Annotated in this window: 20 protein-coding genes and 2 pseudogenes; 10 read left to right on the forward strand and 12 right to left on the reverse strand. The window is 63.5% G+C overall.

The annotated features are described in order from the left end of the window. Window positions 1–16: 16 nt before the first annotated feature. Complete coding sequence (locus EKK97_RS06035; protein ID WP_159550260.1) at window positions 17–3016, reverse strand: c-type cytochrome; 3000 nt, start codon at window positions 3014–3016, stop codon at window positions 17–19. Continuing rightward, entirely contained in the window at window positions 3009–3503 is a 495-nt protein-coding gene (locus EKK97_RS06040; RefSeq protein ID WP_010629565.1) for a (2Fe-2S)-binding protein, read from the reverse strand. Before EKK97_RS06040 ends, EKK97_RS06035 begins: the two co-directional genes overlap by 8 nt. 458 nt (window positions 3504–3961) lie before the next feature. On the opposite strand from EKK97_RS06040, the gene EKK97_RS06045 reads away from it, so the two are divergent. Genes EKK97_RS06045 through EKK97_RS06060 form a run of 4 tightly spaced genes read left to right on the forward strand, consistent with a single transcriptional unit; the run spans window position 3962 to window position 7360 of the window. Next, entirely contained in the window at window positions 3962–5128 is a 1167-nt protein-coding gene (locus tag EKK97_RS06045) for an FAD-dependent monooxygenase (RefSeq protein WP_159550263.1), read from the forward strand. After that, window positions 5125–5943, forward strand: coding sequence for an alpha/beta fold hydrolase (locus EKK97_RS06050; RefSeq protein ID WP_159550266.1), 819 nt, complete (start codon window positions 5125–5127; stop codon window positions 5941–5943). Before EKK97_RS06045 ends, EKK97_RS06050 begins: the two co-directional genes overlap by 4 nt. Before the next feature lie 15 nt (window positions 5944–5958). Continuing rightward, the gene (locus EKK97_RS06055; protein WP_010629562.1) at window positions 5959–6711 is read left to right on the forward strand and encodes a maleate cis-trans isomerase family protein; all 753 of its coding nucleotides are present in this window, start codon (window positions 5959–5961) and stop codon (window positions 6709–6711) included. 10 nt (window positions 6712–6721) lie between these two features. Then, the gene (locus tag EKK97_RS06060; protein ID WP_010629561.1) at window positions 6722–7360 is read left to right on the forward strand and encodes an N-carbamoylsarcosine amidohydrolase; all 639 of its coding nucleotides are present in this window, start codon (window positions 6722–6724) and stop codon (window positions 7358–7360) included. A 37-nt stretch (window positions 7361–7397) separates the two neighbouring features. Here EKK97_RS06060 and EKK97_RS06065 read toward each other — a convergent pair whose 3' ends face one another. Next, window positions 7398–7880 (reverse strand): MarR family winged helix-turn-helix transcriptional regulator, encoded by a 483-nt coding sequence (locus EKK97_RS06065; protein WP_026038256.1) that lies wholly within the window; start codon window positions 7878–7880, stop codon window positions 7398–7400. Between the two features lie 261 nt (window positions 7881–8141). Here EKK97_RS06065 and EKK97_RS24330 point away from each other — a divergent pair, with 261 nt between their 5' ends. The 5 genes from EKK97_RS24330 (at window position 8142) to EKK97_RS06085 (ending at window position 12619) form a co-directional block, all read left to right on the forward strand. Then, window positions 8142–9485 carry a molybdopterin cofactor-binding domain-containing protein gene (locus EKK97_RS24330; protein WP_277987337.1) on the forward strand — a complete coding sequence of 448 codons (1344 nt, stop codon included), beginning with the start codon at window positions 8142–8144 and terminating at the stop codon, window positions 9483–9485. 116 nt (window positions 9486–9601) lie between these two features. Beyond that, entirely contained in the window at window positions 9602–10411 is an 810-nt protein-coding gene (locus EKK97_RS24335) for a molybdopterin cofactor-binding domain-containing protein (RefSeq protein ID WP_277987338.1), read from the forward strand. Beyond that, window positions 10411–11388 (forward strand): XdhC family protein, encoded by a 978-nt coding sequence (locus EKK97_RS06075; RefSeq protein ID WP_159550269.1) that lies wholly within the window; start codon window positions 10411–10413, stop codon window positions 11386–11388. The genes EKK97_RS24335 and EKK97_RS06075 overlap by 1 nt, the downstream gene beginning before the upstream one ends. Then, window positions 11378–11926, forward strand: coding sequence for a nucleotidyltransferase family protein (locus EKK97_RS06080; RefSeq protein ID WP_159550272.1), 549 nt, complete (start codon window positions 11378–11380; stop codon window positions 11924–11926). The genes EKK97_RS06075 and EKK97_RS06080 overlap by 11 nt, the downstream gene beginning before the upstream one ends. 456 nt (window positions 11927–12382) lie before the next feature. Further along, window positions 12383–12619: a hypothetical protein gene (locus EKK97_RS06085; protein ID WP_201297102.1), complete on the forward strand. Its 237-nt coding sequence runs from the start codon at window positions 12383–12385 to the stop codon at window positions 12617–12619. Between the two features lie 83 nt (window positions 12620–12702). Here the strand turns inward: EKK97_RS06085 and EKK97_RS06090 are convergent, their stop codons facing one another. From EKK97_RS06090 to EKK97_RS06110, 5 genes and pseudogenes are all read right to left on the reverse strand, one after another. Then, complete coding sequence (locus EKK97_RS06090) at window positions 12703–14433, reverse strand: ExeM/NucH family extracellular endonuclease (protein WP_159550277.1); 1731 nt, start codon at window positions 14431–14433, stop codon at window positions 12703–12705. A gap of 11 nt (window positions 14434–14444) precedes the next feature. After that, window positions 14445–14783 carry an AzlD domain-containing protein gene (locus EKK97_RS06095; protein ID WP_159550279.1) on the reverse strand — a complete coding sequence of 113 codons (339 nt, stop codon included), beginning with the start codon at window positions 14781–14783 and terminating at the stop codon, window positions 14445–14447. Then, window positions 14776–15522 carry an AzlC family ABC transporter permease gene (locus EKK97_RS06100; RefSeq protein WP_159550281.1) on the reverse strand — a complete coding sequence of 249 codons (747 nt, stop codon included), beginning with the start codon at window positions 15520–15522 and terminating at the stop codon, window positions 14776–14778. The genes EKK97_RS06095 and EKK97_RS06100 overlap by 8 nt, the downstream gene beginning before the upstream one ends. After that, window positions 15519–16045: pseudogene (locus EKK97_RS06105) on the reverse strand (helix-turn-helix domain-containing protein). Before EKK97_RS06105 ends, EKK97_RS06100 begins: the two are co-directional and overlap by 4 nt. Before the next feature lie 111 nt (window positions 16046–16156). Then, the gene (locus tag EKK97_RS06110) at window positions 16157–16402 is read right to left on the reverse strand and encodes a hypothetical protein (protein ID WP_159550283.1); all 246 of its coding nucleotides are present in this window, start codon (window positions 16400–16402) and stop codon (window positions 16157–16159) included. A gap of 208 nt (window positions 16403–16610) precedes the next feature. On the opposite strand from EKK97_RS06110, the gene pncB reads away from it, so the two are divergent. Next, on the forward strand, window positions 16611–17825 hold the full coding sequence (gene pncB / locus EKK97_RS06115) for a nicotinate phosphoribosyltransferase (protein ID WP_159550284.1): 1215 nt from the start codon (window positions 16611–16613) through the stop codon (window positions 17823–17825). Window positions 17826–17869: 44 nt separating this feature from the next. Here pncB and EKK97_RS06120 read toward each other — a convergent pair whose 3' ends face one another. The 4 genes and pseudogenes from EKK97_RS06120 to EKK97_RS24350 form a co-directional block, all read right to left on the reverse strand. Then, entirely contained in the window at window positions 17870–19513 is a 1644-nt protein-coding gene (locus tag EKK97_RS06120) for a methyl-accepting chemotaxis protein (RefSeq protein ID WP_159550285.1), read from the reverse strand. Window positions 19514–19691: 178 nt separating this feature from the next. Beyond that, window positions 19692–20183 (reverse strand): YciE/YciF ferroxidase family protein, encoded by a 492-nt coding sequence (locus EKK97_RS06125; protein WP_159550287.1) that lies wholly within the window; start codon window positions 20181–20183, stop codon window positions 19692–19694. 177 nt (window positions 20184–20360) lie between these two features. Further along, window positions 20361–20849 (reverse strand): response regulator, encoded by a 489-nt coding sequence (locus EKK97_RS24340; RefSeq protein ID WP_236551442.1) that lies wholly within the window; start codon window positions 20847–20849, stop codon window positions 20361–20363. Between the two features lie 60 nt (window positions 20850–20909). After that, window positions 20910–23548, reverse strand: a pseudogene (locus EKK97_RS24350) (sensor domain-containing protein); the annotation flags it as partial. Window positions 23549–23582 lie beyond the last annotated feature (34 nt).

Here is a 23582-nt window from a genome sequence, read left to right on the forward strand (position 1 = left end):
TCGTCTTATTGTTGCGTCAGGGGTGGGGGGAAGGACTGTTGTTATGCTGGCGAATCGTCGTCACGCGCGACTCGATGTTTCGCCAGGGGGCTTGGTCGGGCGCAAAACGCGCCCGTAGATAGGCCGTCAGGGTGACGACCTGGGAGTCGCTGAAACTGTCGGCGAAACCGGGCATATTGCCGAGGCCGGGTACATGGTCGGCATGCACGCCACCCAGGATTGACTGGATGACGTTGTCGGGATGCTGGCTATGTAGGTTGGTGTTCAATGCCAGGGAGGTCTGGGCGCTGGTGAAGGAAGGCGTGCCACTCTCCATATGGCAGCTGGCGCAGGCCCCTTCGAATAGACGTTCTCCCTCCTCCATGCCGGCGGGGCCGCTCTGGGCCGTGGCGATGCGAACCGCAGCGTCGGCTCGTACGGTCTCGCTATCTCCCGCCGGTGCGTCCATCTGGACCGCCACATAGTGAGCCAGGGCGCGTACGTCATACTCGGGCAGCTCGCCCAGGCCGGCCACCACCGGTGCCATGGGGCCCGAGGCCACACCATGCAGTGACGACGCGCCGTGGCGCAGGTAGTCGTAGAGGGAGGTCTCGCTCCAAGGAATCGGCGAGCGTGATAGCCGATTGAGCGGCGGGGCTTCCCAGCCGTCCACCATGGCACCGGCCAGACTGTGCTCTCCCCTCTGCTCGGCCCCCATGGCGTTGCGTGGCGAGTGACAGGCGCTGCAGTGCCCCAGGCCCTCGGCGAGGTAGGCGCCGCGATTGTAGAGATCACTCTGGCCGGGATCGGGCTCGAAGGGGTTGGGGTCGTGGTAGAGGGCGTTCCAGCCGGCCATCAATGGTCGGAAGTTGAACGGAAAGCTCAGCGCATTGGCCGGTGTCTCGGCGCTCACCGCGGGCTGCGCCATCAGGTAAGCATACAGCGCCTGCATGTCGGCATCGCTGATCTTGGCAAAGGCCGTATAAGGGAAGGCCGGATAAAGATGCTTGCCATCGCGGCTGATGCCGTGTCGCATGGCGCGCTCGAAGGCGGCATAGGACCAGCGGCCCATCCCTGTTTCCTCGTCTGGCGTGAGGTTGGTGCTGTAAAGCGTGCCAAACGGTGTATCGAAGGCGCGTCCGCCGGCATTCTCCTGACCTCCCTCGGCGGTATGGCAGGCCGCACAGTCGCCGGCCGCAGCCACCAGGCGCCCACGTTCGATGGTCTCGGCGGAATAGAGGTTGGCTGCGGGGCGGTTGATCGGCGTAATCGCTCCCTTCCAGGGCCAGGCCATGACCGCCGTGCCGGCCACTGCGGTCAGGGCCGCCGCCTTGAGCCAACGGCGCCCAGGGCGTTTGGTCGGTCTGCCGGGTGTCTCTTCCTGCAAGGAATCGGCCTGGTCGTGGAGAGCTTGACGTACGCGGCCGGCGGTGAAGGGCGGCTGGCGGAAGCGCACGCCGGTGGCATCGAACAGCGCATTGGCGATCACCGCCACGCCGGGTGCAAGATTCACGTCGTCGAGCGGCTGGAGCAGCGAGGTCGTTGCCTCAGCGTCTGCGCTCTCCTTGGTTGGCATGTCGGTGCGGGTCACCAGGACACCGCCGGGCGTCGGATCGACATTCTTATCGTCCTTGCTGCCATCGCCCCATTCGTCGAAGGCCGGGTCGCGTCCCAGCAGCGGGCGAGCGCTACCCAGCACCCGGGCCTGCAGTGTCTGCTGCAGGCGATCCGTGTCTACCTCAGGACCGGCGTCCTGGCCGACCACCAGCCGAGTCAAGGTCACGTCACCGGTAATACGGTTCACCTCCACGTCGGCAATCCAGGCCGAGCGCACGCCTTCCGGGATGCGTTGATGCCGGTCAGGCAGCTGTGAATAGGCGAAACCGCGACCGCGCAGCCGATCCGGTGATGTGGAAGCGGCGGACGACAGCGCTTCGCCCCATCGGGCGCGCTGCGACACCGAGGCGATCAGCTCGACGCCACGGGCATCGTCGAGGTGGCGTAGCCGCAGCGCCAGGGGATCCTGGCCACTTTCGTGGGCCACCTCGTCCAGGAAGGATTCCCGGGCAAAGGCCTGCTGAATCTCGGCGAGGCTCTCGCTGTGCCGACCGGCGCCATGATCGTCGCGGCGGGTCGCCAGTTGGACGTTACTGAAAGCATAGGGTGCGAAGGGCGGTGTTCCGCTGGCTTCGGTCCGCCGGATGGGCGGCCTGCCGCAGAGCCACAGGCCCACGGCGGCGATATCGCCCGAGGCATGGGCCTGATGGTAGCGGTAGTCGGCGATATCGCCGCTCTCCGCCAGGTCGGCGCTCAGTGTGATGCGCTGTGCCTGTCCCAGGGCATGCACATCACGGGTGTAGGTGGCATCCAGCCATACCGCCACGGAGCAGCCCAGTTGCCGGGACATCACTGCGGCATCCACAGCGGCATCGTCACCACAGTGACGGCCTAGGCCGGAGACCCGCGCCGGGGTGGTTCCGTAGAGCTCGATCCGCTCGGCCGGCAGGCCGGTGAGGGTCATCAGGTCGTGAATCAAGGCCTCGGGCGTGATCGTTTCTCCCCACAGCATCAGGCGTTGATCGGAGCAGTCGGCCACCACCCAGCCGGGGGCGTCGCCCCAGCGCAGGCGGCTCGGCCAGCCATAGTCATGGCGATGGGCCGAGGCCGCCTCGCCATGTCCAGCCGCCAGCTCCCGGGACCGCGCCCCGGTCTCCAAGGGGACCTGGTCGTGGTCGCCTTGGCCTGCGTGGGAGGGCGCACGCCATTCGAGCCGCAGGCGACGCGCGGCGTTTTGCGCCGCGTCCAGACTGTCGGCCACCACGCCCACGAAATCGCCCTCGATGACGACTTCGATCCGACCCGGCAGGCCCGCCACGCTGGCCCGGTCCACGGCCACCAGCCGATCGCTGACGAAGTGCTCGCCGTTCCAGGCATAGTGGGGTGGCCTTACCGCTACACCGAAGCGCTTGGGCGATGCCAGCGGAGCGGGGAGCTCTGTGGGTTCAGCCCGGGAAGTGGGGGGCTGCCGATCACTCATGGGGCGCCTCCGGCGACTCGGCGGCGTTGATTGCCACGGCGCGACTCGCCGCCTCGAGAATCTCCACGTGGGTGCCGCAGCGACAGAGGTTGTACTCCAGAGCGGCCCGCAACTGGGCTGATGAAGGCCTAGGGGTGTGATTGAGCAGAGCGCGCACGCTGATGATCATGCCATTGAGGCAGTAGCCGCATTGGGCGGCCTGGGCCTCGATGAAGGCGCGCTGGACAGGGTCGAGGCGGCCTTCGCTGGCCAGGCCCTCGAGGGTAAGGATCTCATGCCCGACCGCGACCGAAACCGGCAGCACACAGGCCCGGGCGGCCATGCCGTCGATCAGCACACTACAGGCACCGCACTCGCCCAGGCCGCAGCCGTACTTGGGGCCATTGAGCTCCAGGTCATTGCGCAGGACGGTCAGCAGGGGAGTGTCCGGCGGTACTGCCAGCTCGTACGAGCGGCCGTTAACAGTCAGGGAGATCGCTTGGGTCATAGGGGCTCGTCGTTATTCTTGGTGTTATCAACGTTTTTTGACTCTTGAGAACCAATTCAGGCATTACCCTGCGCCTCCTTCGAGGATCCGGGTATGTCGATTTGTTGAGGTGTATACGCTGTTAATTTTGGGTTTCTACACATATAGCACCTTGAGTCCTGTTCCTGCAAGCTATGATGTGTGTCATGCTTTTCCTTCGTAAAACCACCATTTTATAGGCCTGTATCAAGATTTTCTCTCTTGGCGGCTTGGTCGGGCTGTCCGGTGCGCCAATCGAATAAACGGTGCTTGACGTGAAAAATAATGGTGTATACGTTGTAATTGAGTTTCGTGTCACCCTGGCGCGTGCCCCATGCTGGAGCGCCCTGACGAAGAGTTGCTCTACGCATGCCCTCTGTCTTCTGCCCACTGGCATCAGGGCATCGAGGAAGATCAATAAAATCAAAAAGGTGGAGTAAATGACCAAGAATCGAAAAATTGCTGTCATCGGTGCAGGCCTCGGAGGCGCTGCAGCGGGTGCGCTCCTGCAGCAGGCAGGCTACGACACAAGGGTCTACGAGCAGGCACCAGCCTTTTCCCGGCTGGGCGCCGGTATTCACCTCGGCCCCAACGTCATGAAGGTGATGCGTCGCATTGGCATCGAGGACAAGCTCAACGCCATGGGCTCCCACCCGACACACTGGTTCAGTCGCGATGGCAGGAGCGGCGAGTACCTATCGCGCATCCCGCTCGGCGATTTCGCCCGCGAAGAGTACGGTGCGGCCTATATCACCGTGCACCGTGGCGACCTGCATGAGTTGATGGTCAGCACCCTGGATCAGGAGCGGCTCTACTTCGACAAGCGGCTGGTGAACGTCGATGACAACGGCGACAAGGTGATCATGACCTTCGCTGATGGCACTACCGACGAGGCCGACCTGGTGATCGGTGCCGATGGAGTCAATTCACGCATCCGCGAGAAGCTGCTGGGGCCCGAGGCGCCCATCTACAGCGGCTGGGTCGCCCATCGGGCGATCATCTCGGCGGAGAAGCTCAAGGCCTATGATCTGGATTTCGAGGCTTGCGTGAAGTGGTGGTCGGAGGATCGCCACATGATGGTCTACTTCGTGACCGGTGATGAGAAGGAGTACTACTACGTTACCGGGGTGCCGGAGCCGGAGTGGAATCACGGTACCTCCTTCGTGGACAGCTCTCGCGAAGAGATGCGCAAGGCCTTCGAGGGTTATCACCCCACGGTCCAGGCACTGATCGACTGCACCGAGACGGTCACCAAGTGGCCGCTGCTCGAGCGTAACCCCTTGCCACTGTGGCATGACAACCGCCTGGTGTTGCTTGGCGATGCTTGCCATCCGATGAAGCCGCACATGGCCCAGGGCGCCGCCATGGCCATTGAGGATGCCGCCATGCTGGTGCGCTGTCTGGATGAGGTCGGTGCCGACCGTTATCACGACGCCTTCGAGCTGTACCGTACCAACCGCTTCGAGCGCGCCTCCCGCGTGCAGAAGGTCTCCCACGACAACACCTGGCTGCGTCATGACGAAGACCCGGCCTGGGTGTTCGGCTATGACGTCTACGAGGTGCCGCTCAAGCAGCTGCAGCACACCGATGAGGAGAGTCCGGCATGAGCAGTACCTTCCTGTACGGTGCCAACGTCCAGGCCAATGGCATTCGCCAGCACTACCTGCGCTACGGCGGTGAGGCATCGGCCACCCGCCAGCCGCTGGTGCTGATTCCCGGTATCACCAGCCCGGCCGTGACCTGGGGATTCGTGGCCGAGCGCCTCGGCCGACACTTCGATACCTATGTGCTCGACGTGCGCGGCCGCGGTCTCTCCTCCAGCGGCCCCGAACTCGCCTACGACACCGATACCTGTGCCGATGACGTGAGCGCGTTCATCGCGGCGCTGGGGCTGGAACGTGTCATTCTTGCCGGCCACTCCATGGGCGCCCGCTTCGCATTGCGTGCCCTGTCCCGGGGTGCTCGAGACATCGACAAGCTGGTGCTGATCGATCCGCCGGTCTCCGGTCCGGGGCGCCGCGAGTACCCCAGCAAACTGCCTTGGTACGTGGATTCGATCCGTGACTGCCTACGGGGTGCTGATCTCGAGACCATGCGTCGGTACTGCCCGACCTGGAGCGAGGATCAGTTGCGCCTGCGCGCCGAGTGGCTGCACACCTGCTACGAGCCAGCCATCGTCCAGGCCTTCGAGGAGTTCCACAGCGTGGATATCCACCAGGACCTTCCCGGTGTGACGGTACCGACGCTGTTGATCTGCGCCGGCAAGGGCGGGGTGATTCAGGATCAAGATCGTGCCGAGATCCGCGACCTGCTGCCGTCGATTCGCATCACCACCGCCCCGCGGGCGGGACACATGATTCCCTGGGACGACTACGAGGGCTTCTTCGCCGCCTTCGAGGACTTCCTGGGCACTGAACTCTGAGAGAGGCCTTGCGCCATGACCAAGACATACCGTATCGGCCAGATCGTACCCAGTTCCAACATCACCATGGAGACGGAAATCCCCGCCATGCTGGCTGCGAGGCAGCTGATTCGCCCAGAGCGTTTCACTTTCCACTCCAGCCGCATGCGCATGAAGACCGTGAGCAAGGACGAGCTGGCTGCCATGGATGCCGAGTCCGACCGCTGTGCGCTGGAGCTCTCTGACGCGGCAGTGGACGTGATGGGCTACGCCTGCCTGGTGGCGATCATGTCCATGGGACCGGGATACCACCGCGAATCCCAGCGGCGCCTGCGTAGCCGCACCGAGGAGAACGGTTGCGACACCCCGGTGGTCACCAGCGCTGGCGCCCTGGTGGATGCCCTGGGTGTGATGAAGGCCAAGCGCGTGGTGGTGGTGGCGCCCTACATGAAGCCGCTCACCGAGATGGTGGTGGATTATATCCGTGAGGAGGGCGTCGAGGTGGTCGACTATCGCGCGCTAGAGATTTCCAACAATCTCGACGTGGCTCGCCACGACCCCGCCAATCTGCCGGAGATTGTCGCCGGCCTCGACTACAGCGATGTGGATGCCATCGTGCTCTCTGCTTGTGTGCAGATGCCCTCGCTGGCCGCCGTCTCCAAGGTTGAAGCGATCACTGGCAAGCCGGTGGTCACCGCAGCCATTGCCACCACCTACGCCATGCTCAAGGCCCTCGATCTCGAACCGGTGGTGCCGGGAGCCGGCGCTTTGCTGTCGGGCGCCTACTGAGGAGACCGTCATGACGCAACACGCTCAGGAAGCCAGCGACAACTACAAGGGCGTCTGGGATGGCCGGATCGGTTTCGGTAAAAAGGCCGCTCTGTTGGTTGTCGACTTCATGCAGGGGTACACCACGCCTGGCTCGCCGCTCTATGCCCCGGGTGTGGTAGAGGCAGTGGCCAGGATGCCGCGGCTGTTGGCGGCGGCGCGCGAGGCCCGCGTGCCGGTTATCCATACCAATATTCTTTACCAGGCGCCGGACCAATGTGACGGCGGCATCTGGGTCAAGAAAGCACCGGTAATGCGCACCATGGTGCCGGGCAACCCCTATGCAACATTCTGCGAGGAGGTAATCCCGTCTGACGATGAGTTGGTGATCACCAAGCAGTACGCCAGCGCCTTCTTCGGCACCTCGCTGGCCTCGACACTGGTGGCCATGGGGGTGGATACCCTGATCCTGACCGGCTGCTCGACCAGCGGGTGCATTCGCGCCACCGCCGTGGACGGCCTGCAGCATGGCTTCCGCGTGATGGTGGTGCGCGATTGCGTCGGTGATCGCCACCCTGCGCCCCACGAGGCCAACCTGTTTGATATCGACAGCAAGTACGGTGACGTGGTCTCCCTCGACGAGACGCTGGATCATTTGCGGCATGACTGACCCGACCCGGCCGACAGCGGCCGGGCAGCTACCTCACTCAGCCGTCGGCGTTCATCTTCTCCAGTAGATGCATCAGGGCGATGCGCTCGGCGGGATTGAGGTTGCTCATGGTCTGATCGCTGATCTGCTTGGCGATGGGCACCATGGTCTCGACCAGGGACTCACCCGCCTCGGTGATGACCACCATCACCTTGCGCTGGTCGCCGGGATCGGTGGTCAGGGTGATCCACTCCCGTGCCTTGAGCCGCTTGATCACCCCACGGATCGTGGCGGGATCGATGGCGGTGGCATTGACGATCTCGGTGAGCGAGCTTGGCCCGCGCTCCATGACCGTGCACAGGGTGACGAACTGGATGGCAGTCAGCTGTTTGTCACAACTGTGGCGCTGGAAGATCGCCGTATGGCGCTGGTAGGCCTTGCGCAGCAAATGACCGACCTGCTCCGAGAAGTCATAACCCTGTTCGGTGGGGGTTCGGTGGTCGCTGGACATGGCGGCGTGAGATGGCGTCTCTGTAGTCATGGGGCATCCTTGGTGTGCTGCCGACAACCTATGGTTGTCGCGGTCTCACCGCCGGAGTATGGCTCTGGCGGGGCAGAGCAGCCTCTAGTGTCAAGCGCGGGCGCGACATAGGCTTGCGGGCGATGGGAAAGTCGTGCTTATTTATGGTGTATACACTATAACTTAATGGCGAGCAGGGCAAGCTGGCCTACCCCTTCCATGCGATGCCGCTGTCACCAACGTATCGCGCTCCTGGCCACCGATAACAGCAATGAGGCTTGAATGGCGTCCACCACACTGCCGGATCGACACGCGCTCCTCCATGGCACCGACCTGTTGGTGGTCTACCGAGAGCCCGTGATTCCTCCCAAGCCGGCACCTGGCCAGCCGGGTACACACTCGGATTTTATACCCACCGAACCCGAACTCTTCATTGCCTTGCTCGCGGATGGCCGGGTGATGGCTTTCAACGGCCACGTGGATCTGGGCACCGGTATCCGCACGGCTCTGGCCCAGATCGTCGCCGAGGAGCTGGAGGTTGTCCTCGAGCGGGTCACCATGGTGCTGGGGGATCCCTTCGAGGTGCCCAACCAGGGGCCGACCATCGCCAGCGCCACCATTCAGATAACCGCCGAGCCGTTGCGGCGTGCGGCGGCCCAGGCTCGCGAATACCTGCTGGATCTGGCCACTAGCCACTTTGGCGTAGAGCGGGGCGGCCTGCGTTGTGTAGCGGGAACCATCCTGCCGGCCGAGGGTGATCGACCCGCCGTGAGTTACGGTGAACTTCTCCACGGCGAGCGTCATGCCCTGAAGCTCGCCGATGAGGTACCGCTCAAGCCGGCCAGTGACTATCGGCTGGTAGGGCGGGCGGCGCCGCGGGTGGATATTCCTGACAAAGTAGTCGGCAAGCTGACCTTCGTTCATGACCTGCGCCTGCCCGGCATGCTGCACGGCCGAGTGATCCGCCCGCCCTATACCGGCCATGATCGTGGAGACTTCGTCGGCACCAGCCTGGTGGCGGTGGATGAGGCCTCGGTGGCCGGCATGCCAGGGCTGATCCAGGTGGTGGTGATCGGCGATTTCGTGGGCGTAGTCGCCGAGCGTGAGGAGCAGGCCGCGGCGGCGGCCAGGCGGCTCAAGGTCACCTGGCGCGATCCGAAGGGCTTACCCCGGCTCGACGATCTGGAACAGGCCCTGCGAGAGCTGCCGGCCCAACGGCGACCCTTGCTGGAGGAGGGCGATGCGGCGGGAGCGCTGGCCCGGGCTGCGCATCGTGTATCTCGCACCTATGTCTGGCCTTTCCAACTACACGGCTCCATCGGCCCCTCCTGCTCGGTGGCCGACTATCGTGACGACCGGTTGCAGGTGTGGTCCGGCACCCAGAATCCCCACAGCCTGCGCGCAGACCTGTCGCGGCTGATGGGGCTCGACGAGGGCGTGATCACCGTTACCCGCATGGAAGCCGCCGGTTGTTACGGTCGCAACTGTGCCGATGATGTGGGGGCCGATGCCGCGCTGCTGTCGCGAGCGGTGGGGCGGCCGGTGCGAGTACAGCTGACCCGGGAGCAGGAGCATGGCTGGGAGCCCAAGGGGGCTGCCCAGTTGATGGAGGTCCAGGGGGCCTGAACGCCGATGGCAGCCCCGCCGCCTATCGCTTCGTCGCCCGCTATCCCTCGAACAATGCCCCGACCCTGGCCCTGCTGCTGACCGGCATCGTAAAGCCCAGCGATATCCCCTTCGAGATGGGGGATCGTACCTCGGTCCCGCCTTATCGCTACCCGCATCGGCAGATCGCCTGCGATGACGTGCCGACCCTGGTACGCGCCTCCTGGTTGCGTGGGGTCTCGGCCATGCCCAACACCTTTGCTCATGAGAGCCATATCGACGAACTGGCCCAGTTGGCCGGTGAGGATCCGGTAGCCTATCGGCTGCGCTACCTGACCGACCCGCGTGCGGTGGAGTTGACCGAGGCCGTGGCAGCGCGAGCGGGCTGGCAGCCCCGGGTGGCCCATTCCGCACCCCGGATGGTCGAGGGTTGGCACCATGGGCGAGGGGTGGCCTACGCCCAGTACGTACACAGTAAGTTTCCCGGTTTTGGCGCGGCCCTGGCAGCATGGGTGGTTGAGTTGAAGGTGCACCCCGAGAGTGGACGCATCGTCATCGAGCGGCTGGTCGTGGGCCAGGACGCCGGCCTCATGGTCAACCCGGCCGGCGTGCGTCATCAGGTGCACGGCAATGTCATCCAGACGCTGAGCCGGACCCTCAAGGAGCGGGTCGCCTTCGAGGACGGCCTGCCGGTGAGCCGGGAGTGGGGCGGCTATCCGATCCTGCGGTTCTCCGAGCTGCCCGAGATCGACGTCATGCTCCTCGAGCGCCCCGAGGCACCGCCGCTGGGGGTCGGAGAATCCACCTCCCTGCCCGGCGCTCCGGCCATCGCCAATGCTCTCTACGATGCCACCGGGGTGCGCTTCACCCGCCCCCCCTTCACACCGGAGGTGGTGCGTCGCGCCCTGGCTGCTGCTCGGTCGAGGCCGGTTGAGGCGATCGGCTGATGGACCATCTCGACTTGCAGGTCATCGAGCGCGCCCTGCAGTGGGCCAACCGGGGCCATCGTCTATGGCTGTGCACGGTGCTGGCCACCTTCGGCTCATCCCCCCGGGAGCCCGGCGCCATGCTGGTGGCACGCCAGGACGGTGAGCACCTGGGGTCGCTGTCCGGTGGCTGCGTGGAGGAGGACTTTCTCGAGCGGCTGCACCAAGGGGAGTTTGCCGGGCCGGTACAACGGGTGCGGTATGGCGGCCAGGGGAGCGAGCCGGGCGCGAGCCGTGTACGGTTGCCCTGTGGAGGCAGCCTGGAGGTGCTGGTAGAGCGGCTGGAGCCCGACGCGGCCACCCTGACCCACCTGGAGGTGGTGCATGCCACCCTGCTCGGCCGACGAGCCCTGATTCGGCGTGTGCCGCTGGATGGTCGCGGGGCGCATTTCGTGCTGGCCGAGGCGCCGGGGCCCGCCATCCTGCGGGAGGAGGGCGTAATCGGCGTGCGCCTCGGCCCGGCACTGCGCCTGATCATTGCGGGTATCTCTCCGGTTTCTCAGGCCTGTGCCAGCTTCGCCAGTACCCTGGGCTTCGAGGTCATCGTTTGTGATCCCCGAGAGAAGGCGCGTCGGGAGTTTGCGGTACCGGGGGTGGAGGTGCAGGCGGTAATGCCCTCGACTTTCATCGCCTCGGGTGCCTGTCATGCCGCCACCGCCGTGGTGGCCCTGACCCATGATCCCCGCATCGACGATCTGGCGATGATCGAGGCCGTGCGCACCGACGCTTTCTATATCGGCGTGATGGGCTCGCGGCAGACCTCGCGTCAGCGCGAGGCGCGGCTGCGTCGCTCGGGGGGGCTCGGCTCCGAGCAGATCGCTCGGATCACGATGCCCATTGGCCTTGGTCTTGGCAGCAAGACGCCGGCCGAAATCGCTCTGGCGGTCATGGCCGATATCGTCCGGGTCCATCGGGGCAAGGCGCGAGATGCGCTCTAAGCACTCGTTGGCCCTGATCATGGCGGCGGGGCACTCCCGGCGCTTCGGCAGTGACAAGCGACTGGCGCGGCTCGCCGATGGTCGGACGTTGCTCGCCACCACCCTGGCCGCCGCCATGGACGCCTTCGAGCAGGTAAGGGTGGTGGTGAATACCCAGGTGGCACCCGCCGATCTGGGGATTCCCGAGGCCATGGTGCTGGTCATCCGGCCCGCGGCCCCGGTGGGGCTTGGAGGCAGCATCGCCCATGCCTTCCGGGAGCTCGACCAGCCGCTGTCGCGCTGTGATGTCGACAGTGTCGCCATCTGGCTGGGCGATATGCCCTGGGTGAGGCCCGAAACCTGCCAGCGGCTGGCTCGACGAGCCGCAGCCGACACCATCGTCAGACCCCTCTACCGTGATATGCCCGGACATCCGGTCTTCTTCGGTCGTGACTACTGGCCCGCCCTGGCCGCCAACCTGGATGATCTGGGGGCCAGGCCGGTTCTCGCTCGGTTCGCCGACAAGGTGATTGCCGTGCCGGTAGCGGATCCGGGGTGATTCGCGATATCGATTACCCAAGTGCGTTACCGGGGCCCGAGTCGGCGCCCTGAGCCGTGGCATCAGGCCTGGCCGGGCGCCTGGGGTTCCCGCTCAGCCACTGGTGGAGTCACCCAGCTGATGGCACATGCCAAGATCAAATAGTAGGGGAGCAGCTTTTCAGTCTTACCTGTCGCTATCTTGATACTCAAGTGCCTGAAATTCTCAAAGAGTGTGGATCGTTACCCGGTCCATGAACCGTCTCCCTCCCGGGGCTGTATAAGGGATACAGCGCATCGGCAACCAGAGTGGTCCCGCATGACATGCGACTTTGATGCTGCGCTGCGCGATTTCGATGACTTGCGCTCCGGCCAAGGCGTCGAGTGGTACCGAAGCCGGGGTGATTGCTTGGTTGCCAAAAAATCAAACTGGATGATTGGTCGTAATTGACCCTGTTGGGAGGGAAATGCCATGCGAATGCTATCTATCGGACTGTTGAGCGGTGTGCTGGCCCTGGGACTTACTGGCTGCGGTACCACCACCAGCGAGCGAGCGCTGAGTGGCGCCGGCCTGGGGGCAGCCGCAGGTGCCGGCACTGCGGCCATGACAGGCGGCAGCGTGACCAGGGGGGCGGTGATCGGTGGCGGCCTGGGCGCTGCCGTCGGCGCGGCCACCAACCGCGACGACATCGACCTGGGACGCCGGCGTTACTGATCCCCTTACTGATCCCCTTGAGATGATGCGGGCGTTCACTATGTCGACCAGCGCCCCATCATCGAGCCTCAAGCTGCTCCCACCTAACGCCACTCCAGGTCGACTGCGATCGGGTCGTGGTCCGAGGAGCGGAAGGGGTCGGGGCGGAAGTGGGGCGCTGCGTTGTCCGGCCCGTCATAGCCGAGGAATGTGGGCTCGTCGGCATTGATGGGCCACGGTCTCACCTCTGCCACTGCCGCGGCCAGCTCAGGGCTTGCCAGGGCATGGTCCAGATAGCCCGACTCGCCGCGGAACACATAGCTGTAGCGGCGCTCCGGCGGCAGCTCGCGGGCGATCAGGTCGACTAGGCCCGCGTGGACCAGGGGGCGGACCGGGTCCTCGGCGCCATAGGCGTTGAGGTCGCCGGTCAGCAGCAGGCGCTCATGCCCCTCGGCGGCAGCCAGGCGCTCGAGGAAGGCGTTCATGGCCTCGGATTGTTCCACCCTGCGCTGGTTCCAGCAGCCCTGGCCGCGGTCGATATCGCCGCTGGGCGGGCAGCCGGTCTTGGACTTGTAGTGTGCGGTAACGATGCCGAAGGCCGGGCCGCCGTTCAGGCTACGGAAGAAGGCCGCCAACGGCGGGCGATGATGGGCGGGGTTGTTGTCGGCGTAGAGCTCGCTCACGGCCTCTACCCGGTCCGGCCGGTAGATCAGGGCGAGCTTGATGGCATCGCTGCCGCGGTCGGCGTCCCCACCCACCGCACGATAGCGGATGCCGGTCCGCTCGCTGAGCTGCTCGACCAGGTCGGCCAGGGCACGCGGGTCGTTCTCCACTTCCACCAGAGCCAGGATGTCGGCCTGCAGGCCCTCGACCGCAGCGGCGAGCTTGGCCCGCTGACGCTCCAGCTCGTCGGCGTTGGCGGCGCCGCGCTGGCCCAGGCTGATGAAATAGTTCTCCACGTTGAAGGTTGCCACCCGCAGCCGTTCTCCCGGCGCCGGCAGCGGTTCCGGGCGCGGGTTGGTGTTCTCGAAGCGCGGCTCTAGGGTTGGGTGCAGGCGGTAGGCATCGAAGGCGTGGGTCAGTATCCCGGTCAGCCCCTCCACGGTGCTACCGACACGGCGGGTACCCTCCGCATCCAGGTAGGGAATGGGGCTCGGAAAGGCGCGGTAGCTGCCATCGTCCAGCTCGAGGATATCCCCCTGCTGGGGCTCGCCGGGCGCATTCGTGGGGCGGAACAGGCGGTTGGCGGCCAGCCTCAGGGAGCCGTAGCGAGCCAGCTCGTCGTTGCCGGTGACGGTCAGCGTCTGCGGAAACGTCAGAAGCAGCCCTTCCTTGCGTGACAGTTGCTCCTCGCTGAGCGGCCAGTCGACCGCAAGCGGCTCGGGCAGTTGATCGCGGGCACAGGTTTCGATCCGCTCGACCCGCTGCAGTTGAATCTGGCCGCGGTACTCGCCGGTGCGGGCGTGGAGTTGCAGGTGTGTGCCGGGAGCGATGAGCGCCCCATCGCTCGGCGTGGCGCCAGGCATATAGACGAACAGGCCGACGGGGCCATGCTCCGTTGCCTGCTGCAAGTAGAAACCGTTCAGCCGTTCGCGGCCGAGAAACTCACCGGTCACCACGCCGTCGACGATCACCTCACGGTCGGCGGGCAGGGCCGTGCGTTCACCCATCCCCTTGATGGCGGCAAGGTCGGCGCTGGATGGCTCGGGGCAACCGGCCGCCGCCGGTAGGGCCACCAGCAGCAGGGCCAGCAACAGGCTGGAGGGGCCTGCACGGCGGGTCACGCCAGGGTGCCGGCGCTTGCCGGTAGTGCGCGGCTGGGCGGTGAGGGTCATGCGTTCATTCCTCACCCGAGCAGCATCATGACAATTCCATAGGCGGCCACGCCCGCAGCCACCGGCCAGCCCAGGGTGCGCTTGTACCACCACACGGCCAGGGTCGCCAGTACGCCGATGGCGGTGGCCAGCCAGGAGATGGCGCCGGGCGTCACCGGCATCAGCGACACACCGAAGAGGGCGGCGATCATCAGCGGGCCGAGCAGGCTCAGCCATTGGGGCATGGCCTCGAGGCCGTCGTCGCCGTCTTGGCGCTCGAGACGGCGCTGCATCCACAGCAGTGGCAGCAGGCGTATCAACAGGGTACCCAGCGCCGAGGCCAGGACGGCAATCCAGAGGGAGCTACTCATGCCGCTCTCCTTGCGCGTGTTCTGTTTTTTCGCTGTGACCGAACTTGACGAGCTGGAAGCACAGCGCGCCACAGATGGCGGCGAGGGGAATCGCCACGTTGGTCAGGCCGAGGAACGTCAGCAGCAGGGCGCTGAGGATGGTCAGGCCCAGGGCCAGGCTCCAGCGCCGCGAGGTGAAGCGCGGCGCTACCAGTACCAGGAAGAGCGCGGGCAGGGCGAAGGGCAGGATCTCACCCATCAGGGCCCAGCGGGCGACCAGTTCACCGCCGGCCAGGGCGCCTAGCGCCGTGCCGCCGATCCAACTGAGCCAGGCCAGCAGGGCGGCGCCGGTGTACCAACCGAGGCGCTGGGCGGCAGGCAGTTGCGGCAGGCGGGCATGGGCCAGGGCGAAGATCTGGTCGGTGAGGCCGTGCATCAGCCAGGGCCACAGACGGCTGGAGGTCAGCCAGGGGGCCAGGTTGGGGGCGTAGACCACATGACGCAGGTTGATCAGCAGCGTCATGGCCACCACCAGCCATAGCGGCGCTCCGGCAGCCACCATGCCGACGAACAGGAACTGCGAGGCACCGGCATAGATCAGCGTCGAGATCGCCACGGCTTCCCAGGCGCTGAAGCCGGCTTGGGTCGCGATCAGCCCGAAGGAGATGGCCACCGGCACATAGCCGCCGAGCAGCGGGATGGCCTCGCTCACGCCGGTCAGCCAGGGGCGGGTGGGCGAGGAGGCGGCTTGCAGGCTCATGACGTGGGTTCCTCGTGATAGACGACGCTGAGCAGCAGCGTGGCCCAGGTGTCTCCGGTGCGGTAAAGGTGGGGGCGGTCTGCGGCGAAGGTGAGGGACTCACCCGCCGAGAGAGTATGGGTGTTGCCTTCCGGACCGGCCTCCAGCGTACCGCTGATCAAGGTGAGCGTTTCACGGGCGCCGGGGTGTGGGGTTCGGCAAGGCGTAGGGTATGCGGTGCGCAGCGCATCCAGTAGGCGTCGACCTGAGGGTGATCCTTGCCCTGGTCGAGCAGGCGCACCTCCACGCCATCCTCGCCCAGGGGTACGGCGATAGGTGCCACCAGGGTGCCGAAGGGCACCTTCAACTGCACCGCCAGGCGCCAGATAGTATCCAGGGTAGGGTTGCCGTTGCCCTGTTCGAGGCGACACAGGTTCGACTTGGCGATGCCGGCGGCAGCGGCCAATTGCGACAGCGACCAACCTTGCGCCTGGCGCAGGTCCTGCAGGTGTCGGCCCAGGGTGCCGAGCGAGAGCTTGTCCAAGATAGGTGGCCTCGAGTTGTTCCTTTTAATGAACGTTCTATAAAAGGAACGGATGGCTGTCAACCCTCACGCTCAGCTCTTGTCGCTCGGCTCAGGTGTCGTGCGGCGCCGTCAGACGAACTCCGAATCGTCGGTTCTCACGGTCACGCCACCCTCCTCGCCGGGTACCATGATCATGAACTCGCCATTACCGAGGTAGGTGACGTCGTGGCCGTCGCGGGTGCGGAAGGCGGGTGAGCCTCGCGTTGCGCCGGCGTGCTGCAGTTCGCTGAGGTCGCGTACGCTGACGAACATGTCGATCATGTACTCGCGTCCCTGGTCGTCGAAGGCCATTACGGTCCTTTCGTGCTGGGTCATGGCGTTACCCTCCGGGAAGTTTCCTCCCATGCATCCCTTACCCATAGCAACACGGTATCGGCTTGGCGAGCGATTCGAGTGCTAGTGCTTTAGCTGGCTGGCCCAGCGAACCGGCCCCATCATCCAGGCATCGGTGGTCGTGGGCCACGGCGGGCGCTAGCCTGACAGACACGGGCAAGCAACCGAAACCAGGCAAACGGAAGGTGACATGGGCGAGACCTATCGCGAAGGGCCGATCATCCGCTCCTTGCTGGATACCGACTGGTACAAGCTGACCATGATGCAGGGTGTCCATCACCAGTATCCGAACGCCAGTGTCACCTGGGAGTTTCGCTGTCGCGACGCCGAGCCGCTGGAGCGCTACATTCCCGAGATTCGTGAACAGATCGACCGCCTGGCCACGCTACAGCTGTCTCGCGAAGAGTCAGCGTATCTGGCGCGCTTCCCCTACATGTCGCCCGACTTCATCCGCTTCCTGGAGCTGTTTCGCTTCCGGCCGGAGTACGTCCAGGTCGGCATGCAGGGCAGCGAGCTGTGCATCGTCATCGACGGGCCCTGGTCGCACAGCATCCTGTTCGAGATCGTGATACTCGCCATCATCAGCGAAGTGCGCAATCGGACTCTCTATCCGAATGTGGAAATCGACCAGGCCGTGGCGCAACTGCGCCGCAAGCTCGAGGCGCTGCGCGAGGCCTACACGCCCGACCAGCTTGCCGGCTTCAACCTGGCCGACTTCGGCACGCGGCGGCGGCTCTCCCAGCCGGTCCAGGAGGCGATCGTCGAGGTCATGGAGGTGGAGTTTCCGGGCAACTTCGTCGGCACCAGCAACGTCGACATCGCGCGGCGTCACGGCATCAGCCCGATGGGCACCATGGCTCATGAATGGATCATGGCGCACCAGCAACTGGGCAGTCGTCTGGTGGACAGCCAGCGTGCCGCGCTGGAAGCCTGGGTGCAGGAGTATCGCGGCTACCTGGGCATCGCGCTGACCGATACGGTCACCCTCGATGCCTTCCTGCGCGATTTCGATCTCTACTTCGCCAAGCTCTTCGATGGGTTGCGGCACGACAGCGGCGATCCGCTGTGGTTTGCCGAGAAGTGCATCCGGCACTACGAGTCGCTGGGCATCGACCCGATGACCAAGACGCTGATCTTCAGCGACAGCCTGACCTTCGATAAGGCCATGCGGATCAAGACGGCGCTGGAAGGGCGAATCAGGACCAGTTTCGGTATCGGCACTAGCCTGACCTGCGATGTGCCGGGGGTGAAGCCGATGAACATCGTGATCAAGATGGTTTCGTGCAACGGCCAGCCGGTAGCCAAGATCTCCGATTCGCCGGGCAAGACCATGTCGCGCGACGAGAGTTACGTGAGCTATCTCAAGCACGTCTTTGGCGTGGACCGGGCCTATGGGGCTCGATGAGTCCCGCCCCGTTCCCGTGAGCAGGCGAGGCGGGCGTTCAAGCGTCAGGCCATCGAGGGTAGCCGGGCCGGTGCGTTCGGTGTCGAAGCTTGCGGGGCCGGCGAGTCGATCAAGGGCGCCTCGTGAGCCTGCGCTTCCAGGCGGAAGCGTGAGACCACCTCGCGCAATGCGCTGGCCACGCCTTCCAACTGCTCGGCGGACTCGCTGGCCTGCAATACCATGGCGGCATTCTGCTGGGTGGTTTCGTCCATGTCGGAAACCGCGCGATTGATCTCACCGATGCCCGCCTCCTGCTCGCGAGAGGCGTTGGCGATCTCCTGCATCAGGTGGTTGATGTCGTGCACGGACTGGCGGATCGCTTCCACGGCCGCACCCGCCTTGTCGGCACCAGTGGCGCCCGCCCTGGCCTGGTCGACGGAGCTTTCGATCAGCGTGCGGATCTCGGCAGAGGCATCGGCGCTGCGTGTGGCCAGCTTGCGGACTTCGTTGGCGACGACGGCAAAGCCCCGGCCATGCTCACCGGCTCGGGCTGCCTCGACGGATGCATTGAGGGCAAGGATATTGGTCTGGAACGAGATCTGATCGATCAGCGCGATGATATCCGTGATGCGTTCCGACCCTTCCCGCACCTCATGCATCTGCTTGACCAGTCCGGCCACGATGTGGCCGCCTTCTTCGGCCTGTTCGGCGACTCTCGCCATGGCCTGGCTGGCATCGGATGCGTTGCGGCTATTGCTCTGCACCGTTGCCGTGATCTCCTCCATGCTGGAGGCGGTCTGGGTCAGCGCCGAGGCCTGGCGCTCCGTGCGGGCGGAGAGATCCCGGTTCGCGTCGGCGATACGCGAGGTACCGGCAAAAACTGCTTCGCTGCTCTCGCGCACCTGCGACACCGTAGCGCGAAGCGCGGTCTGCATCCCGCGCAGCGTGGCGAAGAGTTTGGTGATCTCGTTGCGGCCAAAGACCTCGATCCTTTCACCCAGGTTGCCTCGCTCCATCTCCTGGAAGTGCTTGATGAGCTGCTCCATCGGGCGGATCAGGTTGTTGGTCACGCCCCAGAAGACGACCGCGATCATGATCAGTGCCGCGGCAAAGACTGCCACGATGGCCTTGCGGGTAGCGCTTACCACCCATTCGAAGTTGCCGGCACGAGCGGTGCCTTCCGCCTCGACGGTATGAAAGAAACCCACGGCATCGCGGTAGAAGTCGTCGTAGGCGGTGTGAGCCGTATCCCTCAGGCTGCGATAGGCCTCGAGCCTGCCTTCCTGCAGGGCGTGCAGTTGGGGCTGTAGAACTTGCGACACCAGGGTGTCGAAGCTGGCCGCGATTGGCTCGATGAGCGCGTCGTGACCGGCCTGCCGCGGCAGGGCCTCGAACTCGGCGAATACCTTGGTGACCTCCTCCAAGGCGGTACCGGTCTCGGCGAGCGGTCCGGCATCCGCCGTCCCACCCTGCTCCAGGGCCTCTTCGTAGTAGCGCGCCATGTCCAGGCGAGCGCTCAGCAGCATCGAGTTGGCCCGGTTCAGCGTGCCCTGCTGATGAACGTTGACCGCTTCGAAGGCATTGAAGTTGCGCTGGCTGTGAGTCACCGCCAGCAGGCCGATCGTGCTGAGCAGGGCAAGCATGGAGAAGAACCCAAGCAGAACCAGTGTCCAACTGGCACGAATGGTAAGGTTGTGCACAAATCTCATCGTTTAGTGCTCCATGTCTGTATTCAGTTTTTGTATACAAATACAGAGCCCTGATGAATTGCGCCACCCCTGATCAAAGGGAGAGATTCAACGCTACGTTGATCTTGGGCTTGGGCTTGGGCTTGAGAGAGGGAGTGCGGCAGGCCGTGAGCCGGCCTGCCGCGGGTCAAGCAGGTGCTCAGCTTGCTTGCTTGTTGACGTCCTGCTTGGCTAGCTTGCTCAGCTTGTCATCGGTGGACTTCTCCTCCTTGAGTGTCTCGGCGAGTATCTCCTTGGCCTTGGTATGGCCCAGTTGCTCGGCCAGTTCGCACAGGGTGCCGTAGGCAGCGATCTCGAAGTGCTCCACTTTCTGAGCCGCAGCGATCAGGCCGGCATCGCGCACCGGGCCCTTCTCGGTGGAGTCGATCAGCTCTTCGCCTTCCTGAATCAGGCTCTCCATGGCATGGCACTTGAGCCGTTTGACACGTATGTCGGGGATGGAATCGGCGGCTTGCTCGATACGCTCCAGCTGGCCTTGCGTCTCCTCCAGATGATGCTGGAAGGCCTCTACCAGCTTCTCGTTATCGGCGGCGCGAGCCATCTTGGGCAGCGCGCGGGTGATCTGCTTCTCGGCGCTGTTGGTTTCGGAAAGCAGGCGCACGAACAGTTCCTGAGCGTTCTTGATGACCATGATGAGGTTCCTCCTCTAGCTGGGTTCCAGATCCATCTTGATGACTCACGGCCTCTCTAACGTAGCAGGCGCTCGCGCGTAGTTTCTTTGCTGAACGGCGACGATATGTGTGGGAATGAAACCCATGGCAGTGAAGGGCCGGCAGGGCTGGTCGGTACCGGCGTCTTCAATCTGGGGTCAGGCGTTTTCGCTGCGTCGCCGTACCCGCTGTTTGGCATAGTGGCGAAAAGCCTGCTGCACGACCAAGCGTAGCTCCTCGTCATCCCATGGCTTGGTCAGGAATTTGTAGATGGCACTTTCGTTGATTGCCTCGGTGATGGTCTTTAGGTCGGTATAGCCCGAAAGCACGATCTGTACCGTATCGGGATACAGCTCCTTGGCTCGGCGCAGGAATTCCGTGCCGCTCATTTCCGGCATTCGCTGATCGCTGATGATCACTTGCACCGTTTCGGTCGCTAGCAGTTCGAATGCCTCTTGGGCACTGGTCGTCGTCAGGACCCGATAACCGTCCCGGCGCAACACGCGCTTGAGAGCTCGCAGGATATTGGCTTCGTCGTCCAGCAGCAGCAGTGTTTGCCCGCCCTGATGGCCTTCGCGTTGCTTCCGGCCAAGGTTCTGGGCCTGATAGTGTTCATCCAGGAAGGTGATGAGCTCCTCCAATGGCATGGGTGGGGCAAAGTAATAGCCCTGAAAGTTTTCACACAGGTGCTTTTGAAGGTAGCCGTACTGTGCTTGTGTCTCGACACCTTCGGCTACCACTCGTAGCTGGAGCTGGGTGGCGATAGAGGCCACACCCTGAATGATGGCTGCGTCGCGATGGTCGCTGATAACGTCCTTGATGAAGGAGCGGTCGATCTTGATCTTGTTGATCGGAAGATACTTGAGGTAGCTCAGGCTGGAAAATCCGGTGCCGAAGTCGTCGATGGCAATGCCGATACCGTGGGAGCGAATTTCATGCAGAGTCTCGATGACATTATCCGTACTCCCCATCAGTATGTTCTCGGTGAGTTCGAGTTCAAGCAATGAGGCATCGAGCCCTGTGGATTCGATCACCTGCAAGACCTCCGGTACGAAACAGCTGCGCTGGAACTGCAGGGGAGAGACGTTGACCGACATGACATATGGCTCATGCCCAAGCTCGTTGAGTCTCTTGTTGGCGCGGCAGGCGGTTTCCAATACCCAGTCGCTGATGGGTACGATCTGCCCGTGCTCTCGGCGATATCGATGAAGTACGCTGGTGAAAGATAGCCTTTTTGAGGATGTTTCCAGCGCAGCAGAGCTTCAAATCCAAGAATCCTGCCGCTGGGGCCGTGTACTTGTGGCTGGTAATGGAGCTCGAATTGGCCTTCCACCAAGGCGCGCTGGAGTTCGTTGCGTATTGAAAGATGCTGGCTAACTTTTTCGTTTAGGTCGGAAGAGAAGAAATGGTAAGTGTTGCGTCCTTTTTGCTTGGCCTGGTACATGGCCAAGTCAGCCTGCTGCAGCAGTGCCTGTGGATGTGTTGCACCACCAGAATATAGCGATACTCCAACGCTGGCTGTCAGATAGAGTTCATTGGCGTCGATATGATAGGGGCATGCTATTTCAGCCAGTATGGGCTCAATGAGACGAGCACACTCCTCTTTCCCTTCGAGCAGGTTTGGAAGAACCAATACGAATTCATCCCCACCGAAGCGAGCAAGACTGTCTTCGGGGCGTAGCTGTCGTTCCAGGCGACGGGAAACCTCGATCAGTACGTTATCGCCTGTCTCGTGTCCTAATGTGTTGTTGATTGGCTTGAAGTCGTCCAGATCAAGAATGAGGACGGCCAAGTGACGATGGGAAAGTGCGGCGGCCTCGCACGCCCGGTGTATGGTTTTTTCGATCGAGGCTCGATTGGCGAGGCCGGTCAGTGCGTCATGAGTGGCGCTATAGGTCAGTTGCGCCCTATACTCCCGCTCCGAAGTAATGTCGTTCTGCACACCAATGAAGTGGGTGACGTTGCCTTCGTCATCACGCACGGGAGAAATATAGAGCTCGTTCCAAAAGGGGGACCCGTCACGACGATAATTACGTATCACCACATGAATGTCGCGATGCCCAGAAATTCCTTTCCTTATGGCGTTACGAGCGCTCTTCGCCGTGCCTTCACCTTGGAGAATGCGGCAGTTCTGTCCAATGATCTCGTCGCGGCTGTAGCCGGTCATGCGCTCGAAGGCCGCGTTGACATAGATAATGGGTAGATCCGGTTGGCTTGCATCAACGATGGTGACTCCATTGATGCTCGATTCGACACTTCTCTCAAGAACACGCAATCGTTTTTCCGCAACCTTGCGTGTACTGACGTCTTGAAAGTAAACGGCCAGGCCTTCTTCGGTTGGGTAGGCATGTACTTCGAACCAGGCCATGAGACGCGAGCTGTACTCTTCGAATATCATTGGCCTGCCTTGTTCAACGGCCAGGCGATACTCGGTTTCGAAGCGCGTTCCCTGTACCTCAGGAAAGCATTCCCAGACAACGTGGCCCAACAGGTCTGCTCGCTTGTGTGCCAACAAGCGTTCAGCCTCGTTGTTGAGATAGCTGAAGCGCCATTTGTCGTCCAGCGTCAGGAAGGCGACGGTCATCGACTCAAGGGTACGGGTCAGTCGAGTCGCTAGCCGGGAAACTTCCTGGCGTAGCTGCTTCTGTTCGGTGATGTCCTGGGTGGAGCCCTGAATTTGTACGATATCGCCGTTGGCATCGCGCACGGCCTGGCCCAGAATGCGCACCGTGATTTCACGGCCGCGGCCCGTAGTGACTGTAACTTCCTCGTCGAATGGGGTGCCGTCGTGCTTGCAGGCTTCGAGGCAGTCGAATAGCCGTTTGTGGCAATGAGCCGGGTAATAAGCGATGGCCTCTTCCACAGTGGGCTGGAAATCGGCTGGTTCGTCATGTAGGACGCACACTTCCTTGGACCACACGGCACGATTCCTGAGTAGGTCTATGTACCATCCGCCGATAAGGGCCGTGTCGCCGACGATACGAAAGAGGCGTTGGTTTTGTGCCAGTTCCTCGCGTCTACGTTCCGTCAGGCGCAGCAGGCCGAGGCTGACTGTCAACAGGTAACTGAAAAGAAGACCGCCCACTAGCGTTATCGTTGGCATGATCGAAGAGCGCTTCAGGTGCTGCTTGCTCATGTAGCTGATCAGCCGCCAATGATGGCCATCCGCCAAGGTGACACTCTTCTCGCCGATGGGAAGCAGCTCGGACATGGGCAAATGGGGGGCGAAGGAGAAGAGAGGCTGTCTGCCCTGCTGCACCTGGAAAACGAAGCGCTCTCCACTGTGCTCATGCAACTGCTCGAACAGTGTGGTGACATCCAGGTTGGCGATCAGCCAGTGCTGCATGCGTGTCGGAATTTGCAAAGGGAAAGCAATCAGC

Source organism: Billgrantia tianxiuensis, assembly GCF_009834345.1.
Taxonomy (GTDB): domain Bacteria; phylum Pseudomonadota; class Gammaproteobacteria; order Pseudomonadales; family Halomonadaceae; genus Halomonas; species Halomonas tianxiuensis.

Bases quoted from the DNA above. Each gene is read 5' to 3' on its own strand.
- EKK97_RS24340 (WP_236551442.1), bottom strand. From the start codon at position 20,849: ATGCCATTGGAGGAGCTCATCACCTTCCTGGATGAACACTATCAGGCC.
- EKK97_RS06110 (WP_159550283.1), bottom strand. From the start codon at position 16,402: ATGACCCAGCACGAAAGGACCGTAATGGCCTTCGACGACCAGGGACGC.
- EKK97_RS24335 (WP_277987338.1), top strand. From the start codon at position 9,602: ATGGGGGATCGTACCTCGGTCCCGCCTTATCGCTACCCGCATCGGCAG.
- EKK97_RS06085 (WP_201297102.1), top strand. From the start codon at position 12,383: ATGCTATCTATCGGACTGTTGAGCGGTGTGCTGGCCCTGGGACTTACT.
- EKK97_RS06100 (WP_159550281.1), bottom strand. From the start codon at position 15,522: ATGAGCCTGCAAGCCGCCTCCTCGCCCACCCGCCCCTGGCTGACCGGC.
- EKK97_RS06065 (WP_026038256.1), bottom strand. From the start codon at position 7,880: ATGACTACAGAGACGCCATCTCACGCCGCCATGTCCAGCGACCACCGA.
- EKK97_RS06080 (WP_159550272.1), top strand. From the start codon at position 11,378: ATGCGCTCTAAGCACTCGTTGGCCCTGATCATGGCGGCGGGGCACTCC.
- EKK97_RS06040 (WP_010629565.1), bottom strand. From the start codon at position 3,503: ATGACCCAAGCGATCTCCCTGACTGTTAACGGCCGCTCGTACGAGCTG.
- EKK97_RS06060 (WP_010629561.1), top strand. From the start codon at position 6,722: ATGACGCAACACGCTCAGGAAGCCAGCGACAACTACAAGGGCGTCTGG.
- EKK97_RS06125 (WP_159550287.1), bottom strand. From the start codon at position 20,183: ATGGTCATCAAGAACGCTCAGGAACTGTTCGTGCGCCTGCTTTCCGAA.
- EKK97_RS06120 (WP_159550285.1), bottom strand. From the start codon at position 19,513: ATGAGATTTGTGCACAACCTTACCATTCGTGCCAGTTGGACACTGGTT.
- pncB (WP_159550284.1), top strand. From the start codon at position 16,611: ATGGGCGAGACCTATCGCGAAGGGCCGATCATCCGCTCCTTGCTGGAT.
- EKK97_RS06055 (WP_010629562.1), top strand. From the start codon at position 5,959: ATGACCAAGACATACCGTATCGGCCAGATCGTACCCAGTTCCAACATC.
- EKK97_RS24330 (WP_277987337.1), top strand. From the start codon at position 8,142: ATGGCGTCCACCACACTGCCGGATCGACACGCGCTCCTCCATGGCACC.
- EKK97_RS06075 (WP_159550269.1), top strand. From the start codon at position 10,411: ATGGACCATCTCGACTTGCAGGTCATCGAGCGCGCCCTGCAGTGGGCC.
- EKK97_RS06050 (WP_159550266.1), top strand. From the start codon at position 5,125: ATGAGCAGTACCTTCCTGTACGGTGCCAACGTCCAGGCCAATGGCATT.
- EKK97_RS06095 (WP_159550279.1), bottom strand. From the start codon at position 14,783: ATGAGTAGCTCCCTCTGGATTGCCGTCCTGGCCTCGGCGCTGGGTACC.
- EKK97_RS06045 (WP_159550263.1), top strand. From the start codon at position 3,962: ATGACCAAGAATCGAAAAATTGCTGTCATCGGTGCAGGCCTCGGAGGC.
- EKK97_RS06090 (WP_159550277.1), bottom strand. From the start codon at position 14,433: ATGACCCTCACCGCCCAGCCGCGCACTACCGGCAAGCGCCGGCACCCT.
- EKK97_RS06035 (WP_159550260.1), bottom strand. From the start codon at position 3,016: ATGAGTGATCGGCAGCCCCCCACTTCCCGGGCTGAACCCACAGAGCTC.